This window comes from Streptomyces sp. NBC_01498 (genome assembly GCF_036327775.1).
GTDB lineage: Bacteria > Actinomycetota > Actinomycetes > Streptomycetales > Streptomycetaceae > Streptomyces.
This window is the reverse complement of sequence record NZ_CP109598.1, coordinates 6,685,943-6,702,798: the sequence shown is the minus strand read 5'-3', so window position 1 is coordinate 6,702,798 and position 16,856 is coordinate 6,685,943. Positions and strand designations below refer to the sequence as shown.

General features: G+C 72.0%; 16 protein-coding genes and 1 pseudogene. 14 read left to right on the top strand and 3 right to left on the bottom strand.

Annotated elements, in window-relative coordinates; all coding sequences use genetic code 11:
• Nucleotides 1–215 precede the first annotated feature (215 nt).
• The 5 genes from OG875_RS28670 (at nucleotide 216) to OG875_RS28650 (ending at nucleotide 5,521) form a co-directional block, all read left to right on the top strand.
• On the top strand, nucleotides 216–899 hold the full coding sequence (locus OG875_RS28670) for a DUF5134 domain-containing protein (protein ID WP_330177131.1): 684 nt from the start codon (nucleotides 216–218) through the stop codon (nucleotides 897–899).
• A 149-nt stretch (nucleotides 900–1,048) separates the two neighbouring features.
• Nucleotides 1,049–1,984: a M56 family metallopeptidase gene (locus OG875_RS28665; RefSeq protein ID WP_330177130.1), complete on the top strand. Its 936-nt coding sequence runs from the start codon at nucleotides 1,049–1,051 to the stop codon at nucleotides 1,982–1,984.
• A gap of 56 nt (nucleotides 1,985–2,040) precedes the next feature.
• Nucleotides 2,041–2,745 (top strand): phosphatase PAP2 family protein, encoded by a 705-nt coding sequence (locus OG875_RS28660; protein ID WP_330177129.1) that lies wholly within the window; start codon nucleotides 2,041–2,043, stop codon nucleotides 2,743–2,745.
• 19 nt (nucleotides 2,746–2,764) lie between these two features.
• On the top strand, nucleotides 2,765–3,460 hold the full coding sequence (locus OG875_RS28655; RefSeq protein ID WP_330177128.1) for an HAD family hydrolase: 696 nt from the start codon (nucleotides 2,765–2,767) through the stop codon (nucleotides 3,458–3,460).
• Nucleotides 3,461–4,171: 711 nt separating this feature from the next.
• Entirely contained in the window at nucleotides 4,172–5,521 is a 1,350-nt protein-coding gene (locus OG875_RS28650; protein WP_330177127.1) for a M14 family metallopeptidase, read from the top strand.
• A gap of 141 nt (nucleotides 5,522–5,662) precedes the next feature.
• On the opposite strand, the gene OG875_RS28645 is transcribed toward OG875_RS28650, so the two are convergent.
• The gene (locus OG875_RS28645) at nucleotides 5,663–6,571 is read right to left on the bottom strand and encodes an aminoglycoside phosphotransferase family protein (RefSeq protein WP_330177126.1); all 909 of its coding nucleotides are present in this window, start codon (nucleotides 6,569–6,571) and stop codon (nucleotides 5,663–5,665) included.
• Here OG875_RS28645 and OG875_RS31080 point away from each other — a divergent pair.
• The 5 genes and pseudogenes from OG875_RS31080 to OG875_RS28625 all read left to right on the top strand — a co-directional run.
• A pseudogene (locus tag OG875_RS31080) lies at nucleotides 6,537–7,049 on the top strand (AfsR/SARP family transcriptional regulator); the annotation flags it as partial. The gene OG875_RS28645 and the pseudogene OG875_RS31080 overlap by 35 nt on opposite strands.
• A gap of 36 nt (nucleotides 7,050–7,085) precedes the next feature.
• Entirely contained in the window at nucleotides 7,086–8,240 is a 1,155-nt protein-coding gene (locus OG875_RS28640) for a BTAD domain-containing putative transcriptional regulator (protein WP_330177125.1), read from the top strand.
• Between the two features lie 304 nt (nucleotides 8,241–8,544).
• Nucleotides 8,545–8,979, top strand: a complete 435-nt coding sequence (locus OG875_RS28635; protein ID WP_330177124.1) for a hypothetical protein — start codon at nucleotides 8,545–8,547, stop codon at nucleotides 8,977–8,979.
• A gap of 30 nt (nucleotides 8,980–9,009) precedes the next feature.
• Nucleotides 9,010–9,417, top strand: a complete 408-nt coding sequence (locus OG875_RS28630; RefSeq protein ID WP_330177123.1) for a hypothetical protein — start codon at nucleotides 9,010–9,012, stop codon at nucleotides 9,415–9,417.
• A gap of 457 nt (nucleotides 9,418–9,874) precedes the next feature.
• Nucleotides 9,875–10,420, top strand: coding sequence for a TetR/AcrR family transcriptional regulator (locus tag OG875_RS28625; RefSeq protein ID WP_443079217.1), 546 nt, complete (start codon nucleotides 9,875–9,877; stop codon nucleotides 10,418–10,420).
• Nucleotides 10,421–10,482: 62 nt separating this feature from the next.
• Here the strand turns inward: OG875_RS28625 and OG875_RS28620 are convergent, their stop codons facing one another.
• A complete protein-coding gene (locus OG875_RS28620; protein ID WP_330177121.1) occupies nucleotides 10,483–11,982 on the bottom strand; it encodes an LVIVD repeat-containing protein in 1,500 nt (499 codons plus the stop codon).
• A 187-nt stretch (nucleotides 11,983–12,169) separates the two neighbouring features.
• Here OG875_RS28620 and OG875_RS28615 point away from each other — a divergent pair, with 187 nt between their 5' ends.
• Nucleotides 12,170–12,850 carry a DUF305 domain-containing protein gene (locus OG875_RS28615; protein WP_443079216.1) on the top strand — a complete coding sequence of 227 codons (681 nt, stop codon included), beginning with the start codon at nucleotides 12,170–12,172 and terminating at the stop codon, nucleotides 12,848–12,850.
• A gap of 49 nt (nucleotides 12,851–12,899) precedes the next feature.
• On the opposite strand, the gene OG875_RS28610 is transcribed toward OG875_RS28615, so the two are convergent.
• Complete coding sequence (locus tag OG875_RS28610; RefSeq protein ID WP_443079215.1) at nucleotides 12,900–13,679, bottom strand: DUF6214 family protein; 780 nt, start codon at nucleotides 13,677–13,679, stop codon at nucleotides 12,900–12,902.
• Nucleotides 13,680–14,031: 352 nt separating this feature from the next.
• Between OG875_RS28610 and OG875_RS28605 the strand changes: the two genes are divergently transcribed.
• The 3 genes from OG875_RS28605 to OG875_RS28595 all read left to right on the top strand — a co-directional run bounded on the left by OG875_RS28605 (nucleotide 14,032) and on the right by OG875_RS28595 (nucleotide 16,771).
• The gene (locus tag OG875_RS28605; RefSeq protein WP_330177120.1) at nucleotides 14,032–14,946 is read left to right on the top strand and encodes an aldo/keto reductase; all 915 of its coding nucleotides are present in this window, start codon (nucleotides 14,032–14,034) and stop codon (nucleotides 14,944–14,946) included.
• A gap of 146 nt (nucleotides 14,947–15,092) precedes the next feature.
• Nucleotides 15,093–15,755: a uracil-DNA glycosylase gene (locus OG875_RS28600; RefSeq protein WP_330177934.1), complete on the top strand. Its 663-nt coding sequence runs from the start codon at nucleotides 15,093–15,095 to the stop codon at nucleotides 15,753–15,755.
• The gene (locus tag OG875_RS28595) at nucleotides 15,752–16,771 is read left to right on the top strand and encodes an N-acetylglucosamine kinase (RefSeq protein ID WP_330177119.1); all 1,020 of its coding nucleotides are present in this window, start codon (nucleotides 15,752–15,754) and stop codon (nucleotides 16,769–16,771) included. Before OG875_RS28600 ends, OG875_RS28595 begins: the two co-directional genes overlap by 4 nt.
• Nucleotides 16,772–16,856: the final 85 nt, after the last annotated feature.

The window sequence follows — 16,856 nt, the reverse complement described above, 5'->3', positions numbered from 1 at the left end:
CCCCCCGGTGCGCTCCCCCCGTGTCTCCCTGCGCTTGCGTGCGCCTCGAACGACACGGGCATTTCTCCGTTGACACCGTTTGTGTGGACATTGGTCGTTCACCGCTCATGGCTCACGACCGACGGCCCAGGATTCATGGTTCACGGCTCATGGCGTGCGGCTCGTGGTCGGGGCTCACGGTTCGGGGCTCACGAATCACGGCGAGGAGGTGCGGGGTGCACGGACCGGCGACCGCCGGCTGGCTGGTCGTGGCGCTCTGCGTGGCGGCCGGGACCTGTTGCGCCCTGCGGCTGCGCCGTCCCGCGCGCGGGGGACGCGGCACGGCGGGCGGCGAGGCACTGATGGGGTTCGGGATGGCGGCGATGGCCGTGCCCGCGACGGCGGTCACACCGCCGAGCTGGGCGTGGACGGCGTACGCGGCGGTCTTCGGCGCCGGCGCGCTGCGGGCGCTGGGCCCGGCCCGGCGGGCGTCGCACCATCTGCACCACCTCGTGGGGATGCTGGCGATGGTCTACATGTCGGTGTCGATGGCCCTGCTCCCCGGCGGCACGCACGCCACGCACGCCGGGGACGGTCCGGGAAGCGCGGGAGGCACCCCCCTGGCGACGGGCGTCCTGCTGATCTACTACGCGGGCTACGTGCTGTGGACGGGCGCGCGGCTGCTCCCGTTGCAGCCCGTGCCCGAGCGGGACGGCGCGGGCGGGGGCGGGCACAGGACGGGTGTCCTCGCGAAGGAGGGCGGCGGGGCGGCGACCGCGGTGCCTCCCGGCCGGGGCACCGGGACGGTGACGGAAGCGCTGCCGGACACCGTGGGCGGTGATCCGGACGACGCCGAGCTGACGCTCGCCTGCCGCCTCTCCATGGGCATCGCCATGCTCGCGATGCTGCTCACCCTCTGATCCCCGCACGGCGCCCCGCGCGAGGCGACCGCCGCACGGGCGCCGGGAATGCGCACGGGGCGCCACCGGGACCGGTACGACCGTGTCGTGCGTCACTTGGGGTGTCCGTCCGGCTCGGCGGGCCCCGTCGCGCTCATAAACTGGGCGGCATGACGGTCTCCCTGGTGCTGCTGACGCTCGGTGCGCTGGCCGCCGTGATCGCCCCCCGGCTGCTGGCCCGCGCCGACTGGCCCGAGCGGGAGCCGGTGGTCGCCCTCTGGGTGTGGCAGTGCGTGGTGGCGGCCGTGCTGCTGTGCTTCGCGCTCGCCATGACCTTCAGCGCGGCGGCGGCCTGGGTGGACGTACGGGGTCATCTCTTCGCCCCGGCCCCGAGCGAGGTCGTCGAGGCGTACGCGCTCGGTGCCCGCCGTCCGTGGCCGGCGGTGCTGGCCGCGCTCCTGGCGGCGGGCGGGGTGTGGACGGGCGCGATGCTGGCCCGCGAGATCCACCGGGCGCGCCGGCAGCGCAGGCGGCGCCGCGACGAACTGCTCGTCCGCGCACCGCTGTTGCCCGGCGAGGAACCCGGCGACGGCCCGCTCGTCGTGCTGGAGGGCGAGCGTCCGAGCGCCTCGTGGCTGCCGGGCGCCGCGCCCCGGCTGGTCGTCACCACGGCCGCCCTGCGGCGGCTCAAGGGCCGCCGGCTCGACGCCGTCCTTGCCCATGAGCAGGGCCACGCCCGCGCGCGGCACGACTGGCTGCTGCACTGCTCGTCGGCGCTGGCCAACGGCTTCCCGCAGGTGCCGGTCTTCGCGGCGTTCCGGGGCGAGATGCACCGGCTGGTCGAACTGGCCGCCGACGACGTCGCCTCCCGCCGTGTCGGCCGGCGCACGACCGCGCTCGCGCTGGTCGAACTGAACGAGGACCGGGGGGTGTTCGGGCCCTCCACGCCGCCCGGCGCGGAGTTGCCGCGCCGGGTGGACCGGCTGCTGGACCCGCTCCCCCGGCTCACGCCGGGGCGTCGGCTGCGGCTGACGGCAGCGGCGGCGCTGGTGCCCGCAGTGCCGCTGGTGGTCGCCTTCGTCCCGGCGCTGCGCGCGCTGGGATAGCGTGGCGGGGCTCTCCGGGCCTGTTTGCGGGGCCCCGTTCAGGTAAGGATCAGCCGATGCACTCCCCCGCGGTCCCCCCGGCGCCCCGTTCGGACTCCCCGTCGCCGTCCACGCCGCCAGGAGCCGTGACGGCGGGCCGGGTGGCGGCCGTGCTGGGCGCGGCCTCCGTGCTGCTGCTGGTGCTCGTCGCGGCCGGGTGGGGTCCGCTGGACTCCTGGGACCGGTCCGTCGCCAACGACCTGCACCGGTGGGCGGTGGCCGACCCGGGCCTGACCCACGCGAACCGGGTTCTCAGCGACTGGGTGTGGGATCCGTGGACGATGCGCCTGCTGACGGCGGTCGCCTTCCTGGTGCTCTGGTTCCGGGGCTCGCGCCTGCTCGCCGGCTGGCTGGCGCTGACGAGCCTGGTGGGCGCGCTGGTGTCGCAGGGTGTGAAGGCCGCCGTCGGGCGGGAGCGCCCCCACTGGCCGGATCCGGTCGACTCGGCGCACTTCGCGGCGTTCCCCTCCGGCCACGCGATGACCGCGACCGTCACCGTCGGGATGCTTCTGTGGCTGCTGCGACGGCACGGGACGAGTGGTCAGCTGTGGCATCTCGCGCTGGTGGTGGGGATCGTGTCGGTGGCCGGGGTCGGTTTCACCCGTCTCTGGCTGGGGGTGCACTGGGCGTCGGACGTGCTGGGGGGCTGGCTGTTCGGGGGGTGCCTGGTGGCCCTGTCGGTCGCCACGTACGAAGGACGGGCCTTGTCCCGGTGGCGGTGACCCGGCGAGGATCGGGACCATGAAGATCAAGGGTGTGCTTTTCGACTTCTCCGGGACCCTGTTCCGCATCGAATCGGCCGGTTCCTGGCTCCGGGCCGTACTCGACGAGCTGAGTGTGCCCGTGCCGCCCGAGGAGGTCCGGCGGTACGCGGTCCAGCTGGCCGTCGCGGGGGCCCTGCCCGGCGGGTCGTCGCCGCAGCAGCTCCCGCCGGAGCTGGCCGCGCTGTGGGCCACGCGCGACGAGAGCGCGGAGCGCCACCGGACCGTCTACACCGGACTCGCCCGGCAGGTCGCCCTCCCGGACCCCCGGCTGTACGACGCGCTGTACGAGCGCCACCGGACGCCGGACGCCTGGCGGCCGTACGCCGACACGGCGGAGGTGCTGGGCACCCTGAAGCGGGACGGCATCGGTGTCGGCGTCATCAGCAACATCGGCTGGGACCTGCGTCCGGTCTTCCGCGCGCACGGCCTGGACGACCTGGTGGACGCCTATGTGCTGTCGTACGAGCACGGCGTGCAGAAGCCGGACCCCCGGCTCTTCGGGGCGGCCTGCGAGGCCCTGGGGCAGGACCCGCGCGACGTGCTGATGGTCGGGGACGACCGTGAGGCGGACGGCGGCGCGACGGAACTGGGCTGCGCCGTGCACTTCGTGGACCACCTCCCCGTCGAGGAACGGCCCTCGGGTCTGCGCCCGGTCCTCGCCCTGACCCGCTGACGCGGCGGGCGCGTCACCTCACGGGCCACCGGCCGGATCCCGCCCGGTGAGGTGACGCGCCCGCCCGGAACTTCCCTCCTTGGGCTCAACGGCCCAACGGCCGGGCGTCTCCGGCGTGGCGGGTCAGGCACGCGCGGACCGACCGGGCCACGGCGGTGCCCGCCCGCGCCGTTCGAATCGCCCGCGGCCCCCTTCGTACGCCCGCGCGGGCTCAACGGCCCAACGGCCGGGCGTCTCCGGCGTGGCGGGCCCGGCACGCGCGGACCGACCGGGCCACGGCGGTGCCCGCCCGCGCCGTTCGAATCGCCCGCGGCCCCCTTCGTACGCCCGCGCCGAGCGCCCCGGGGGACGCCGCACCGGCTCTCCCGGAGGCTGGTCGCGCGTACGCGTGTACGAGACCGGCCCCGGACACGGCCGGACGGCTCTCGGCGGCCGGGGCCCGGACTGCCCGGCCCAACTCCCCGACGAATCAGGGCGACCAGGCCGGTTGGACTGCCAAGTCGGCGTTCATGCACCCTCGGTTGGCGCGCCCGCGCCGTCAACCTCCTCCAGGAACAACCGCGTTGCGGGACAACCCTGTCCGCCGGACGGGCAGCCGTGGCCGAAGTTCGACACTTGACCCGGTCATGCCAGAGCCCCACGATGTGCGCGAACAACGCCGCGCCACACGGCGCGACCGCACCCCCCATGCCTCCCCACCCAGGAGAAACCATGCGTCTTCGCATACGCGAGAGCAGATGGAAGGCCGCCACCCTCGCGGCCGTGCTGTCACTCGCGGTGGCCGTCCCCTTCACGGCCGAGGCCGCGCCCCCGGACCCGGGAGCAGCCGAACGGCCCGCCGTCGCCGCCGAGGAGCCGATCCGGCAGTACGAGGTCGCCGGCGCGGACGACGTCGCGGCCCGTACCGCCCTCGCCGCCACCGGCGTGGCCGTGGACGCGGCGCGCGAGAGCTCGACCGTCGTCAGCGCCACCGGCTCCCAGGCGAAACGGCTGCGCGCGCTCGGCTACGAGCTGGACATGCTGGCCGCGCCGCCGGCCCGGACGAACGGCGGGCCCGCCCGGCCGCTCGACTTCCCCTCGGCCGACTCGCGTTACCACAACTACGCCGAGATGAACGCGGAGATCAACCAGCGGATCGCCGCCCACCCGAACCTGATCAGCAAGCGCGTCATCGGCCGGAGCTACGAGGGCCGGGACATCATCGCGGTCAAGATCAGCGACAACGTGGCGACGGACGAGAACGAGCCCGAGGTTCTCTTCACCCACCACCAGCACGCCCGCGAGCACCTCACCGTCGAGATGGCGCTCTATCTGATCCGCGAACTCGGCGACACCTACGGCAGTGACTCACGGGTCACCAACGCCGTGAACGGCCGCGAGATCTGGATCGTGCCGGACGTGAACCCGGACGGCGGCGAGTACGACATCGCCACCGGCACCTACCGCAGCTGGCGCAAGAACCGTCAGCCCAACTCCGGTTCCTCCGCGATCGGTACGGACCTCAACCGCAACTGGAACTTCCAGTTCGGCTGCTGCGGCGGCTCCTCGGGCAGCCCCAGCTCCGACACCTACCGCGGCGCGCGCGCCGAGTCCGCGCCCGAGGTCAAGGTGGTCGCCGACTTCGCGCGCAGCCGGGTCGTCGGCGGCAGGCAGCAGCTCAAGGCGGCCATCGACTTCCACACGTACAGCCAGCTGGTGCTGTGGCCGTACGGGTACACCACCGCCGACACGGCTCCCGGCCTGACGGCGGACGACCGGAACGCGTTCGCCACCGTCGGCCGGAAGATGGCCGCGAGCAACGGGTACACCGCCGAGCAGGCGAGCGACCTCTACATCACGGACGGGTCGATCGACGACTGGCTGTGGGGCAACCAGAAGGTCTTCGCGTACACCTTCGAGATGTACCCGGGCAGTTCCGGGAGCGGCGGCGGGTTCTACCCGCCCGACGAGGTGATCGAGCGCGAGACGAGCCGCAACCGCGACGCGGTGCTGCAACTGCTGGAGAACGCCGACTGCATGTACCGCTCCATCGGCAAGGAGTCGCAGTACTGCGCGGCCTGACGCCCGGCGGCGGGAGTTGAGCGGGCGGACGCGGCCGGGCGGGACCCGGCCGCGTCCGCCGACGTGCCCCCCGGCCGCGTCCCCGTCCGGTCCCCCGCCGGGGTCGGGCGATGTGGGCCGGCTCCCTGCCGGGTGAGGTGATCAGGCGAACTCGTCGTGGTCCGCGAGGACTTCGGCGATCACCCGGCGGTTGACGTCGGCCACGTCCTCATCGGTGCCGATGTTCTCGGACAGGACCAGCAGCGACTTCCACAGGGCCCACCCACGGGCCCGTGCCCACGCGCCGTCGTCGTGCGCGACCGCCCGCCGGAACGCGGCCCTGCTGTCCCCGGCGAACATGGTCCAGGCGATCACCAGATCACAGGCGGGGTCCCCGACCCCCGCCGTGCCGAAGTCGATGACGGCGGCCAACTCCCCTTCCGCGACGAGCAGATTGCCGGACGCGATGTCGCCGTGGAACCAGACGGGCTCCCCCCGCCACTCGGCCGCGAGAGCCGCCTCCCACACGGCGGTGGCCCGGTCGGTGTCCACCCGGCCCTTGAGCGCGGCCAGGAGGCCGCGTGTCTCCTCGTCGTAGAAGGCGGGCGGCGTCCCCCGGTAGAAGCTGTGCTCGCCCGCGACCGGGCCGCCGTTGGTGTCGCAGCGCTGGAGGGCGAGCAGGAACCCGGCGAGCGCGACGGCGAAGCGGGACATGTCCCCGACGCGGTCGGGCCGCGCCGTCTCACCGGGCAGCCAGCCGCGCACCGACCACGGGAAGGGATATCCCTCACCGGGAACGCCGTGGCCGAGCACCGGCGGTACGGCGACGGGCAGCGCGGGCGCCAGCCGGGGCAGCCACTCGTCCTCCTTGGCGACCGCCGGTACGTAGCCGGCGGCGGTGGGCAGCCGGGCGGTCATACGGTCACCGAGCCGGTAGGTCCGGTTGTCCCACCCGTCGACCTCCACCGGGGTGACGGGCAACGCGCTCCACCGGGGAAACTGCGCGGCGATCAGACGCTTCACCAGAGCGGCGTCGATGCCGGCGCGTCCGTCGGGGGGAGTCGGAGTCATCCCGCGATCATCGCCGCGGACGACGGGACGGGCAACGCATTATCGGCGGGCGGTACGAACCCGGTCGAAAGCCGCTGCGTGCCCCGCTGCGCCGACGCCGTCACCCCGGCGCGCGCGGAACCGGGAGGCGCGATCCGGCCCCGCTTCCGCGCGTAGGCTCGAACCGGCCGAAGACGGCTGCAATTCCAGGGGGAAAGCGTTTCAGATGGCACAAGCGCAGGCAAAGATAGAAATTCTGGGCAGATTGCGTGTCCAGGTGGACGGAAAAGAAGCGGCGGTGACACGGCCGGCCGTTCGCAACGTGCTGGGGGCCCTGCTCCTGCACCCCGAGGAGCCGGTGAGTCCCGCCCGGCTGGCGGAATGCGCCTGGGGGCCCGACGGTTGCACCACGGGGACTTTGCACACGACGGTGTCGCGACTCCGCGAATGGCTCAGGACGCATTGCGGGTCGTCTGCCACCGTCACACGTGAAGGGCACGGCTATCGTCTCGAAATCGAGGCCGAGAACGACTTCATGGAGTTTCGGCGAATCGCGAGGGCGCCCCGGGCGGCGGCGTCCGAGGAACGGCTCGACACACTGAACAAGGCGCTCGGTCTCTGGTGCGGGCCGCTTTTCGCCGACGGACCGGAATGGATACGCACGGATCCTCTGGTACGCCAGTGGGAGGACACGCGCATCACCATGGCGCTCGAACTCGCGGACACGGCACTGGAAGCCGGAAAAGCGGAACTGGCCCTGGACCATCTGGAGCGGATGGCCGCCGAATCGCCGTACGAGGAAAGGCTCCACGCCCGTCTGCTGATGCTGCTGCGGGCGTGCGGGCGGCGGGCCGAGGCGCTGCTGCGGTACGAGATGGTGCGGCACCGGCTCGCCGACGATCTGGGCGTGGGGCCGGGGAGGGCGCTCACCGAGGTCCACACGCAGTTGCTCCGGGAGCCGCGCCCGGTGCTTCGGGCCCTGCCGCCGAAAGCCGGCGACCTGGTGGTCGGCACGCTGGAGGCCATGGTGGCCCTGCCCCACATGCGCGCCCTGCTGGCGGAGATGCGGATCCGCTACCCGGCGCTGGCCATCAAGGTCCGTCACCTCGATTTCGTCGAGCAGGTGAACGCGCTGCCCCGGGGGGAGGTCGACGTCGTCGTGCTCTATCTGCCGGTGCCCGCCGGGGTGGAGGTGGAGCCTCTCGCCGTGGAGCGGAGGGTGATCGCGGTCAGCGAGACGCACCCGTTCGCCACCCGCGACCGGGTGACGCTCGCGGATCTGGCGGACCAGGCCGTGGTGAGCGTCTCGCAGGCCGTACCCGAGGAATGGCGGTCCTTCTGGGCGGTGGACCCGCGTCCGGACGGCACGCGCGTCACGTTCACGGACGACGAGGCGTCGAACCTCGAAGCCCTGTTCTCGGCCGCCGCGCTGGGCCCGAACATCACCATCGTGCCCGCCGCCTGCCGGGAGTTGTATCCCCGTCCCGGCATCGTCTACGTGGACGTGACGGACATGGCGCCCATCACGTCGGTGCTGGCGTGGCTCCCGGGCCGGGAGAGCCCGGCCGTCACCGCCCTCGTGCGGGAGGCCCGCCGGCAGCGTGAGGAGACGCTGACCGGCGGGACGGACCGGCCCGACGGGTGCGACGCGTGCGACGAGTGCGGGGCCGAGGTTCTTCCGGCGTCGTAGCGCGCCGCCCGGCGATCCGTCCGGCGCGCCGCCCGGCGATCCGTCCGGCGATCCGTCCGGCGATCCGTCCGGCGGAGTTCGCGTTCCCCGAGCGCCCGCGCGCGCTCGGGGAACGCCCCGAAAGCAAGAGAAATCACGACACATGAGCCCGGTAAGCGATCGGTAAGAGGCGAACCGCAGAATCATCCTCAGAACGACGGCGCAGCGATTCGCATATTCGGAGAAAGGGAATCCGGATCCGCGAGAAGAAGCGGAGCGTGGATCGCCGGTTGTTGTCCGTCGTGCCGTCAGAAAAGAGGAAGCTGTGATTCGAGCAAGAAAGCACCTGTCCCGGCGCGGACTCGCGGTGGCGGCCATCGGCGCCGCTGTCGCGACCCTGATGTCCGGATCGCCGGCGGCGGCCGAGACCGGCGGCGGGTGCACCCCGATTCAGGGCGGAGCGGGGATTCTGTGCGTGGACTGGGACGCCCGCAATCTGGTGGACTTCCAGACCATCAGCGGTGATTTCCAGTCCCCGCTGTTCGGGGTCGGAAATCCCCGGATTCACGTCCGCATTCTGGACGACCAGAATCGGGAACTCTTCGGAAGAGAGCGCTCGTGGGGCGGGAGCAGGCTCTCCGAAGAGGCGATATTTCCCGTCAACGTCCTGATGCAGCGGAACGCGTCCCGCGTCTGCGCGACGCTCTACGAGGCCGGTGGCTACATGGACACCGCCTGCGCCCCGGTCATCGCCTCCTGAATCGCCTGTTTCTCCAAGAAAGGGCCCGGAATGAAACTGAGACTTGCCGCGACGGTGGCGGCGGCGATCGCACTGTCGGGGACGGTGTCCGCGTCGGCGGAGGCGAAACCCCTGGACCGTACGCGGTGCCAGTCCGCCACCAATTTCAACCACCAGATCTGTGTGGACTTCGAAGGCGACATGTACGACGCCGACGTCGTCAAGATGGAGGTCCGCGCGTCCGGCTGGACCGGGACGGGCCACTGGGAGCTGTTCGGGCCGCACGGCACCGTCTCGAACAGCAACGACGGCGAGTGGCAGAACAGATCGCACTGGTGGACCGGGTACCAGGACGGTGCCCACGGCGACCTCTGGTGCGCCGTCTTCTGGAAGCCGAGCCTGAACGGCGGCTACGTACGGGGCACCCAGCCGGTGTGCGTGACGTCCGGCGGCGTCTGATCCCGCACGTCCCACCGGTCGGTCTCCGGCACCCGGGCTCCGGCCCCGCGCTCCCCGCGCGGCCGGAGCCGGGGGACATCACCAGCGGTCCGGACAACCGGGCCCGACGCGGCCGGGGCGAGTGACCACCCCTCCGGCGGCACCGGGGCGCGCGGCACGGTGACGAGAGAGCCGGTAGCCGCGCATCCGCTTCGACCGTCCCCTGTTCCGGCCCGCGAACTCGCGGGCCGGAACAGGGAGACGACGAGCACGCTGCCTGTCTTGGGCGATCCCCCGCGTCGCCCAAGACAGGCAGCCTCCACCCACACCCACCAAGCCCTGCGGGCCGGTCGGCGAGGACGTGCCGAGTATACTGGCTAGGAGCCAGTCAACGCAGGAGTCCAGCATGTCCCCGCGGAGCCCATCGGTCAATGAAGAACTTCGTCGGCGTTCCCGCGAGCGGCTTCTGCAGGCCACCGTGGACCTGGTCGAGGAGCACGGTTACGACGGCACGACCCTCGCCGACATCGCCGACCGGGCAGGAGCGGCACGCGGACTGGTCTCGTACTACTTCCCCGGCAAGCGCCCGATGTTCCAGTCGGCCGTGCACCGGCTCATGCACCGTACCTTGCAGGCGGCCATGGAGCGCCCGCCGCGTACGGACGACGGAAGAGAGGTACTGGCGCGGTCCATCGACGCCGTCCTGGGTCTGACGGTCGATCACCCGGTGCTGATGCGCGCCCACATGGCGGGCATCCTCCAGGCCGAGGGATTCGTGCAGTGCGCCGAGCAGCAGCGGCTCGCCGAGTTGCTGCGCGAGGCGATGGAGCGCTACGGGTCGGACGACGTGGAGAGCGACTACCGCATGCTGCGGGCGCTGATGATGGGCGCGGTGTTCGCGATTCTGCTGCCGGGGGCGGGCATGCCGCTGGTCAAGCTGCGCGAGGAGTTGTTCCAGCGGTACGGCCTGGATCCGGGGTACGCGGATCCGCCGGGCGGGGAACCCGCCCGGCGGAACGTCTGACGAGGTCGGTGGGGTCAGGTCCCCACCGGTCCGGCCGCCCGCCGTGGCGGCCGGCAGCGCCGTCAGCGGCGGAAGTCCTCGAAGTAGTCAGGCTGCGTCTGGACGTTGAGCTCGTCCATCCGCACCTTCTTCGCCTCGTCCGTCCGGGGGTCGTCGAGCTTGACGACGTCCAGACCCAGGGCGATGTCGTTCGAGTAGATGTAGCCGTTGTAGTAGTACGCCGACCAGGGACCGGCCGTCGTGACGCGGTCGAGGGTGACCGGGCCGCGCTCGAAGTAGCCGATCTCCTTCGGCTTCGACGAGTTGGTGAAGTCCCAGACGGAGATGCCGCCCTGGTACCAGGCCTGGACCATGATGTCCTTGCCCTTGACCGGGATCAGCGAACCGTTGTGCGCCACGCACACCTCGGTGGCCGCCTGCGGGCGGTCGATCTTGAAGTAGCTCTTGAACTTCATCGTCCGCTTGTCACCCTTGCCGACGATGTCGTAGATGCCGTCCGCACCGCGGTTCGGGCCGATCTCGTCGTTGCAGGTGGCCGCGCCGCCGCCACCGAGCTCGTCGGTGAAGACGACCTTGTTGGCGCCCTGGTTGAACGTCGCGGAGTGCCAGAAGGCGAAGTTGACGTTGTCCTGGACGCGGTCGATGACCCGCGGCTGCTCCGGGTTCTTGATGTCGAACAGGATGCCGTCACCCATGCAGGCGCCGGCGGCCAGGTCCTTGGACGGAAGCACCGTGATGTCGTGGCAGCCGGTGGTCGCCGAGACACCCGGGTTGGTGGGCGCACCCGGGTTGCCGCCGTCCGGGAACAGGATCGGGAAGTCGACGATCTTCGACTTCTCGGGCGCGTTACGGGGCACCTTGATGATGCTGATGCCGTCGTGCGGCGGCTGGCAGTCCGGGAAGGACGCGCTGGGCGAGTACGAGGAGACGTACACGTACACGTTCTTGCGGTCCGGCACCAGCGTGTGCGTGTGCGAACCGCAGGCGGTCTCGACAGCCGCGACGTACTCCGGGTTGCGCTTGTCGCTGATGTCGAAGATCTTCATGCCCTCCCAGGACGACTTCTCCGTCGCCGGCGCCGAGGCGCTGGAGCAGGAGTTGTCGCTGCGCGAGGCGTCCGTCGACAGGAACAGCAGGTTCCCGGAGACGGAGATGTCGTTCTGGCCACCGGGACACAGGACCTGCGCGACGGTCTTCGGCTTCGACGGCTTGCTGATGTCGAAGATCCGGAAGCCGTCGTAGTTCCCGGAGAAGGCGTACTTCCCCTGGAAGGCCATGTCCGAGTTGGTGCCCGGCAGGTGTTCCTTGGGGACGTTGACGACGTGCGACATGTTGTCGCTGTGAACGATCTCGTTCACGCCGGGTATGTCGTTGTTCTGGATGGCCTTCTTGGCCTCGGCCTGCTGGCTCTTGGAGGTCTGCTCCTGGGCCGGCACGTCACCGGGGTCGGGTGTGGCGACCGCCGGTCCGGCGGCGAGCAGCGTCGCGATCAGTCCGGCGGCAGCGGCTGCGGCCACTCCCAGACGTCTGCGTCGCACCCGGGGGTTGAGCAACGAAGTCACTGCGTCCTCCCTGTGTATCCGTTCCTAGTTGAACGGTTTACGGTCGGCAGTATCGTCCTTCACATGTACATCTCAACAGATGGCAACCTAGATGTAATGAAAGTTTTTGATCACCTGCCTCCGGATGCGTGTTAGGAAAGGGCCAGACCGCGTGCCCGATACACGTCAAGTTCTCCAGGAGGTCATCGTGTTGATCCGGATCAGGAGCCCGCGTGCCCTCCGGCCCGTCGTGACGGCGACGGCCCTGGCCGCCCTACTCACCCTGGGGGCCTGCGAGTCGGGCGACGACGACGCGAAGAGCGCGTCGGCGGGCAAGCCCGCGGGGCATGTGGTCGCCCCGGGCAAGCCCGGCGAGAAGTCCCGCACGCTCTCCCCCGAGGAGGCGAAGAAGGAACTTCCGGACAACACGCCCAACGCGTCGGACTACAACTACGCGACGATGATGATCCAGCACCACAGCCAGGCGCTCGTGATGACCGAACTCGCCCCGGACCGCGCCGCGTCGGGCCAGGTGAAACGGCTCGCGGAGCGCATCGCCGCGTCGCAGAAACCGGAGATCGGCGCGATGGAGGGCTGGCTGGATCTGAACGGCGGCGAGGAGAAGGCCAAGAAGGAGGGCGGTCACCACGACCACGACTCCATGGCGATGCCGGGGATGGCGACCGAGGCCCAACTGGCGAAGCTGCGCGCGGCGAAGGGCAAGGCGTTCGACACGCTCTTCATCGACCTCATGGTCACGCACCACCAGGGCGCGGTCACGATGGCGACCGACGCCCTGTCGTCGAGCAACAACGTCCAGCTCGAGGAGATGGCCAACGAGGTCATCGCGCAGCAGACGTCCGAGATCAACCGGATGCGCTCGCTGTGACCGTCCGCCGGGGCCGTGCCGCGCAAGGCCCCCGGCCGGCCGGTACGGGTCAGCCGCGACGGTGCCGCGGTGCCAGATAGCCGCCGTCGCGGGCGCTCGCGATGAGGCCGAGCGACTTGCGGCGCCCGTAGCCGGTCGCGCACATCACCGCGAGGACCGGGTCCTGGCCCAACTGCTCGGCCCTGCGGTACGTCTCCGCCACCCCGCGCCGCTCCGCGTGCTCGGACGACGCGGGGTCGGCGGCGCGGTGCCGGCCGGAGGGCGCGGGTTCCCTCTCCATCAGCGGCCCGTCGCCGTCAGGATCGGTGTCCGGGTCGCCGCCGCCGTGCGGGAGACCGTCTTCGTACGGGTCGCCGCCTCCGTACGGAAGGTCACTGCCGTACGCGGCGGGCTCGGCGTCCCGCGCCCGGTCGGCGTCCTCGTCGGTGGCCGTCGCCGACGCGTCCCGGGGGGCGGGGTCCGACGCGTCCCGGGGCTCCTGGTCCGGCGCCAGTCGGTGCTGCGCGGCCACCGCGCGGGAGGCGTACGCGAGCGGTGCCTCGATCCAGGCGGCCAGCCCGGACAGGTCGTCGAGCGGCAGGGGCGGATCGGCCTGCGCGTCCTCGACGGCGATGACGCCGTCCCGCAGCACGGCCAGCACGTCGACCCTGGCGCCGTCGGCGAAGGTCAGTCGGATGTCGACCCAGGGCGGCACCAGTTGGTGCGGCGGGAGGGCGCACGGGTCGCCCGGTGGTGTGGCGCAGGTGACCGTGCCGTACCCCTGCACCTCCCACCGGGGCCAGACGGGTGTCGTGGGCTCGGCGGCGGAAGTCATCTCAAGTTCTGACACATTCACCACTTAATCAGGCAATTTTCGGAGGCCCTCGTGGCACACCCGCCGGGGCCGCGCATCGCACTCGGTCAGCGCACTGGGACAGTGCGCCCGGTCGGTACGCCCGGTCGGTGACCGGGTCCGCGCGTGACGGGGCGGGCGGGGCGTCCGCCGTGAGGCGGCGGCCTCGGTCCGGCAAGCGCGGGCCGCCGGAGCCGGAATGCTAAGGTGCTCTGCCGTCGACGCCTCCCCCGGCGCGGGTCTCCGATCCGCCAGGGAGGCTTTTTTCGTTTCCCGGTACGGGCCGCCGACACGTCCCCGCGTGGGCACACCGCCGGAGAACCCCGTTCCCTTCCCGCGGAGGAGATCCATGTCCGACACCTCAGCACGCCCCGCGACCGCGGCGGGCAGCCGACGGCTCGGTGACCTGACGGTCAACCGGATCGGGTTCGGCGCCATGCGCCTGACCGGCGGCACCCCCTTCGCGGCGGACAGCCGGCCGAGCGACCGCGACACTGCCGTCGCCGTGCTCCGGCGCGCCGTCGACCTGGGTGTGAACCACATCGACACCGCCGCGTTCTACTTCTCCGCGACCCGGTCCGCCAACGAGCTGATCAACCGGGCGCTCGCGCCGTACGCCGACGATCTGGTCATCACCACCAAGGTGTGGCCGGCCCGCGACCCGTCGGGCGTGTGGTGGTGGGCGAAGCCGGAGCAGTTGCGCGGTCAGGTCGAGGAGAACCTGCGCCAGCTCGGCCGGGACCATCTCGACGTGGTGAACCTGCGGCTGCCGCGCCGGCGGGCGGACGGCTCGCTCGCCGAGCACTTCGGCGCGCTGGCCGACCTGCGCCGGGCCGGGCTGATCCGGCATCTCGGCGTCTCCAACGTGACCTCCGCCCAGCTCGCCGAGGCCCGGTCGATCGCACCCGTGGTCTGTGTGCAGAACGCCTACGGCGTCGGGGCGCCGGACGAGTCGCGGGACCTCCTGCGGGAGTGCGGGGAACAGGACATCGCGTTCGTGCCGTTCTTCGCGATCGCCGGGGAGCGGGCCGAGATGGGCGCGGGCGGCTCCGACGACGAGGCGGTGCTCGCCGTCGCGAAGGCGCACGGTGCGTCGCCCGCGCAGATACGGCTGGCCTGGACGCTGGGGCAGGGCCCGCACGTACTGGCGATTCCCGGGACGGGCGATCCGCACCACCTCGACGAGAACGTGGCGGCGGGCGCGATCCGGCTGTCGGACGAGGAGATGGCGTCTCTCGACGCCGTCGGCGGGTCGGCCGGTTAGGGCGTCGGCCGGAGCGGGTCCGGACGGGAGGGGACGGCGGTCACCGTTGCGTACGCAAGGGGCGCAACGGCGGCCGGCCGGCGTTGGCCGATTCGTTGATCACGAAGACCGGCGCCGCATTAGAGTGACGCCCCGTGGCACGTGAACTGAAAGAAATCGTCGAGTCCGGATGGGCCGACGCCCTCGCCCCGGTCGCCCCGCGCATCACCGCGATGGGCGACTTCCTCCGCGCGGAGATCGCCGCCGGACGCACCTATCTGCCCGCGGGCGCGAACGTACTGCGCGCCTTCCAGCAGCCGTTCGACGAGGTGCGTGTCCTGATCGTGGGCCAGGACCCGTATCCCACACCGGGACACGCGGTGGGGCTGAGCTTCTCGGTCGCGCCCGAGGTGCGGCCGGTGCCGGGGAGCCTGGACAACATCTTCCGGGAGATGCACGCGGACATCGGGGCGCCCCGGCCGTCCAACGGGGATCTGACCCCGTGGACCCGGCAGGGTGTCCTCCTGCTCAACAGGGCCCTGACCACCGCTCCCCGCAAACCGGCGGCACACCGGGGCAAGGGCTGGGAGGAGGTCACCGAGCAGGCCATCCGGGCGCTGGTGGCGCGGGACAAGCCGCTGGTGTCGATCCTGTGGGGCCGCGACGCCCGCAATCTGCGTCCGCTGCTGGGGCCGCTGCCCGCGATCGAGTCGGCGCACCCCTCCCCCATGTCGGCGGACCGGGGGTTCTTCGGGTCGCGTCCGTTCAGCCGCGCCAACGAACTCCTCGTTCAGCAGGGCGCGGAGCCCGTCGACTGGCAACTGCCGTGAGCCTGGTGCTCGGTGTCGACTCGGGCGGGTCCGGACTGCGGATCGCGCTCGGGTCGGCGGCCGGTGCCCCGGCCGGGGACGGGGCGGAGACGGCGGTCCGGACGATCGGCACCGTCGTGTCCACCGAGCCCGTCCGGACGGGCCCTTCGGGCATCGATCCGGACCAGCTGCTGGAGCGGCTGCTGCCCGCCGTGGAGACCCTGCGGGCGCGCGCCGGGTCCACGTCGGCGGAGGAGCCGGAGGCCGTCGACACGGTCGCGATCGGCGCCGCCGGGATGGCCACGCTCGGCGAAGGGCTGCGCGCGGAGCTGCCCCGGGCCCTGGAACGGGCCCTGGGAGTAAAGCGGTTGGCGCTGGCCGCAGACGCCGTCACCGCCTACGCGGGGGCGCTCGGCCAGCGTCCGGGCGCCGTCGTGGCCGCCGGTACGGGCATGATCGCGCTCGGTACGGATCTGACGGGCTGGCAGCGTGCCGACGGCTGGGGCCACTTGCTCGGCGACGCGGGCGGCGGTGCCTGGATCGGCCGCGCCGGGCTGGAGGCCGCGATGCGCGCGTACGACGGGAGGCGGGGCGGTTCGGCCGCACTGCTGTCCCGGATGGAAGCCGTGTTCGGGGCGGCGCCGGAGCTGCCGGGGCTGCTCTATCCGCGTACCGACCGGCCTGCCGTACTCGCCTCTTTCGCGCCCGAGGTGGCCCGCTCGGCGGCCGGGGACCCGGTCGCGGCGGCGATCCTCGACGAGGCCGCACGGCACATCGCGGACGCCGCCGTCGCGGTGTGCCCAACGGCCGAGGGGTGTGAAGTCGCCCTGACGGGTGGGTTGTTCGCCATCGGGGAGCCGCTGCTGGGGCCGCTGCGGGCGGAGTTGGCCGAGCGGTTGCCGTTCGCCCGGCCGGTGCGGGCGGGGGGTGATCCGCTGGCGGGGGCGCTGCGGATCGCCGCCGCGCTCGCCACCGGTTCGCTGCGACTGCCGTGCGACGGGCGGCTGTTGTCGACCCCGACAGAGCGGGACGAATAAGCAGTAAGCTGCAAAACCAAAGAATAGGGACAGATGGCGCGCGACCGGCCCCTCCCCGAACAGCCGACCCCACGAAACCAGTAGC

Excerpts from the sequence above, each read along its gene's own strand:
- OG875_RS28645 (WP_330177126.1), bottom strand. The coding sequence starts at position 6,571 with ATGACTCCGACTCCCCCCGACGGACGCGCCGGCATCGACGCCGCTCTG.
- OG875_RS28650 (WP_330177127.1), top strand. The coding sequence starts at position 4,172 with ATGCGTCTTCGCATACGCGAGAGCAGATGGAAGGCCGCCACCCTCGCG.
- OG875_RS28665 (WP_330177130.1), top strand. The coding sequence starts at position 1,049 with ATGACGGTCTCCCTGGTGCTGCTGACGCTCGGTGCGCTGGCCGCCGTG.
- OG875_RS28630 (WP_330177123.1), top strand. The coding sequence starts at position 9,010 with ATGAAACTGAGACTTGCCGCGACGGTGGCGGCGGCGATCGCACTGTCG.
- OG875_RS28640 (WP_330177125.1), top strand. The coding sequence starts at position 7,086 with ATGGAGTTTCGGCGAATCGCGAGGGCGCCCCGGGCGGCGGCGTCCGAG.
- OG875_RS28605 (WP_330177120.1), top strand. The coding sequence starts at position 14,032 with ATGTCCGACACCTCAGCACGCCCCGCGACCGCGGCGGGCAGCCGACGG.
- OG875_RS28660 (WP_330177129.1), top strand. The coding sequence starts at position 2,041 with ATGCACTCCCCCGCGGTCCCCCCGGCGCCCCGTTCGGACTCCCCGTCG.
- OG875_RS28655 (WP_330177128.1), top strand. The coding sequence starts at position 2,765 with ATGAAGATCAAGGGTGTGCTTTTCGACTTCTCCGGGACCCTGTTCCGC.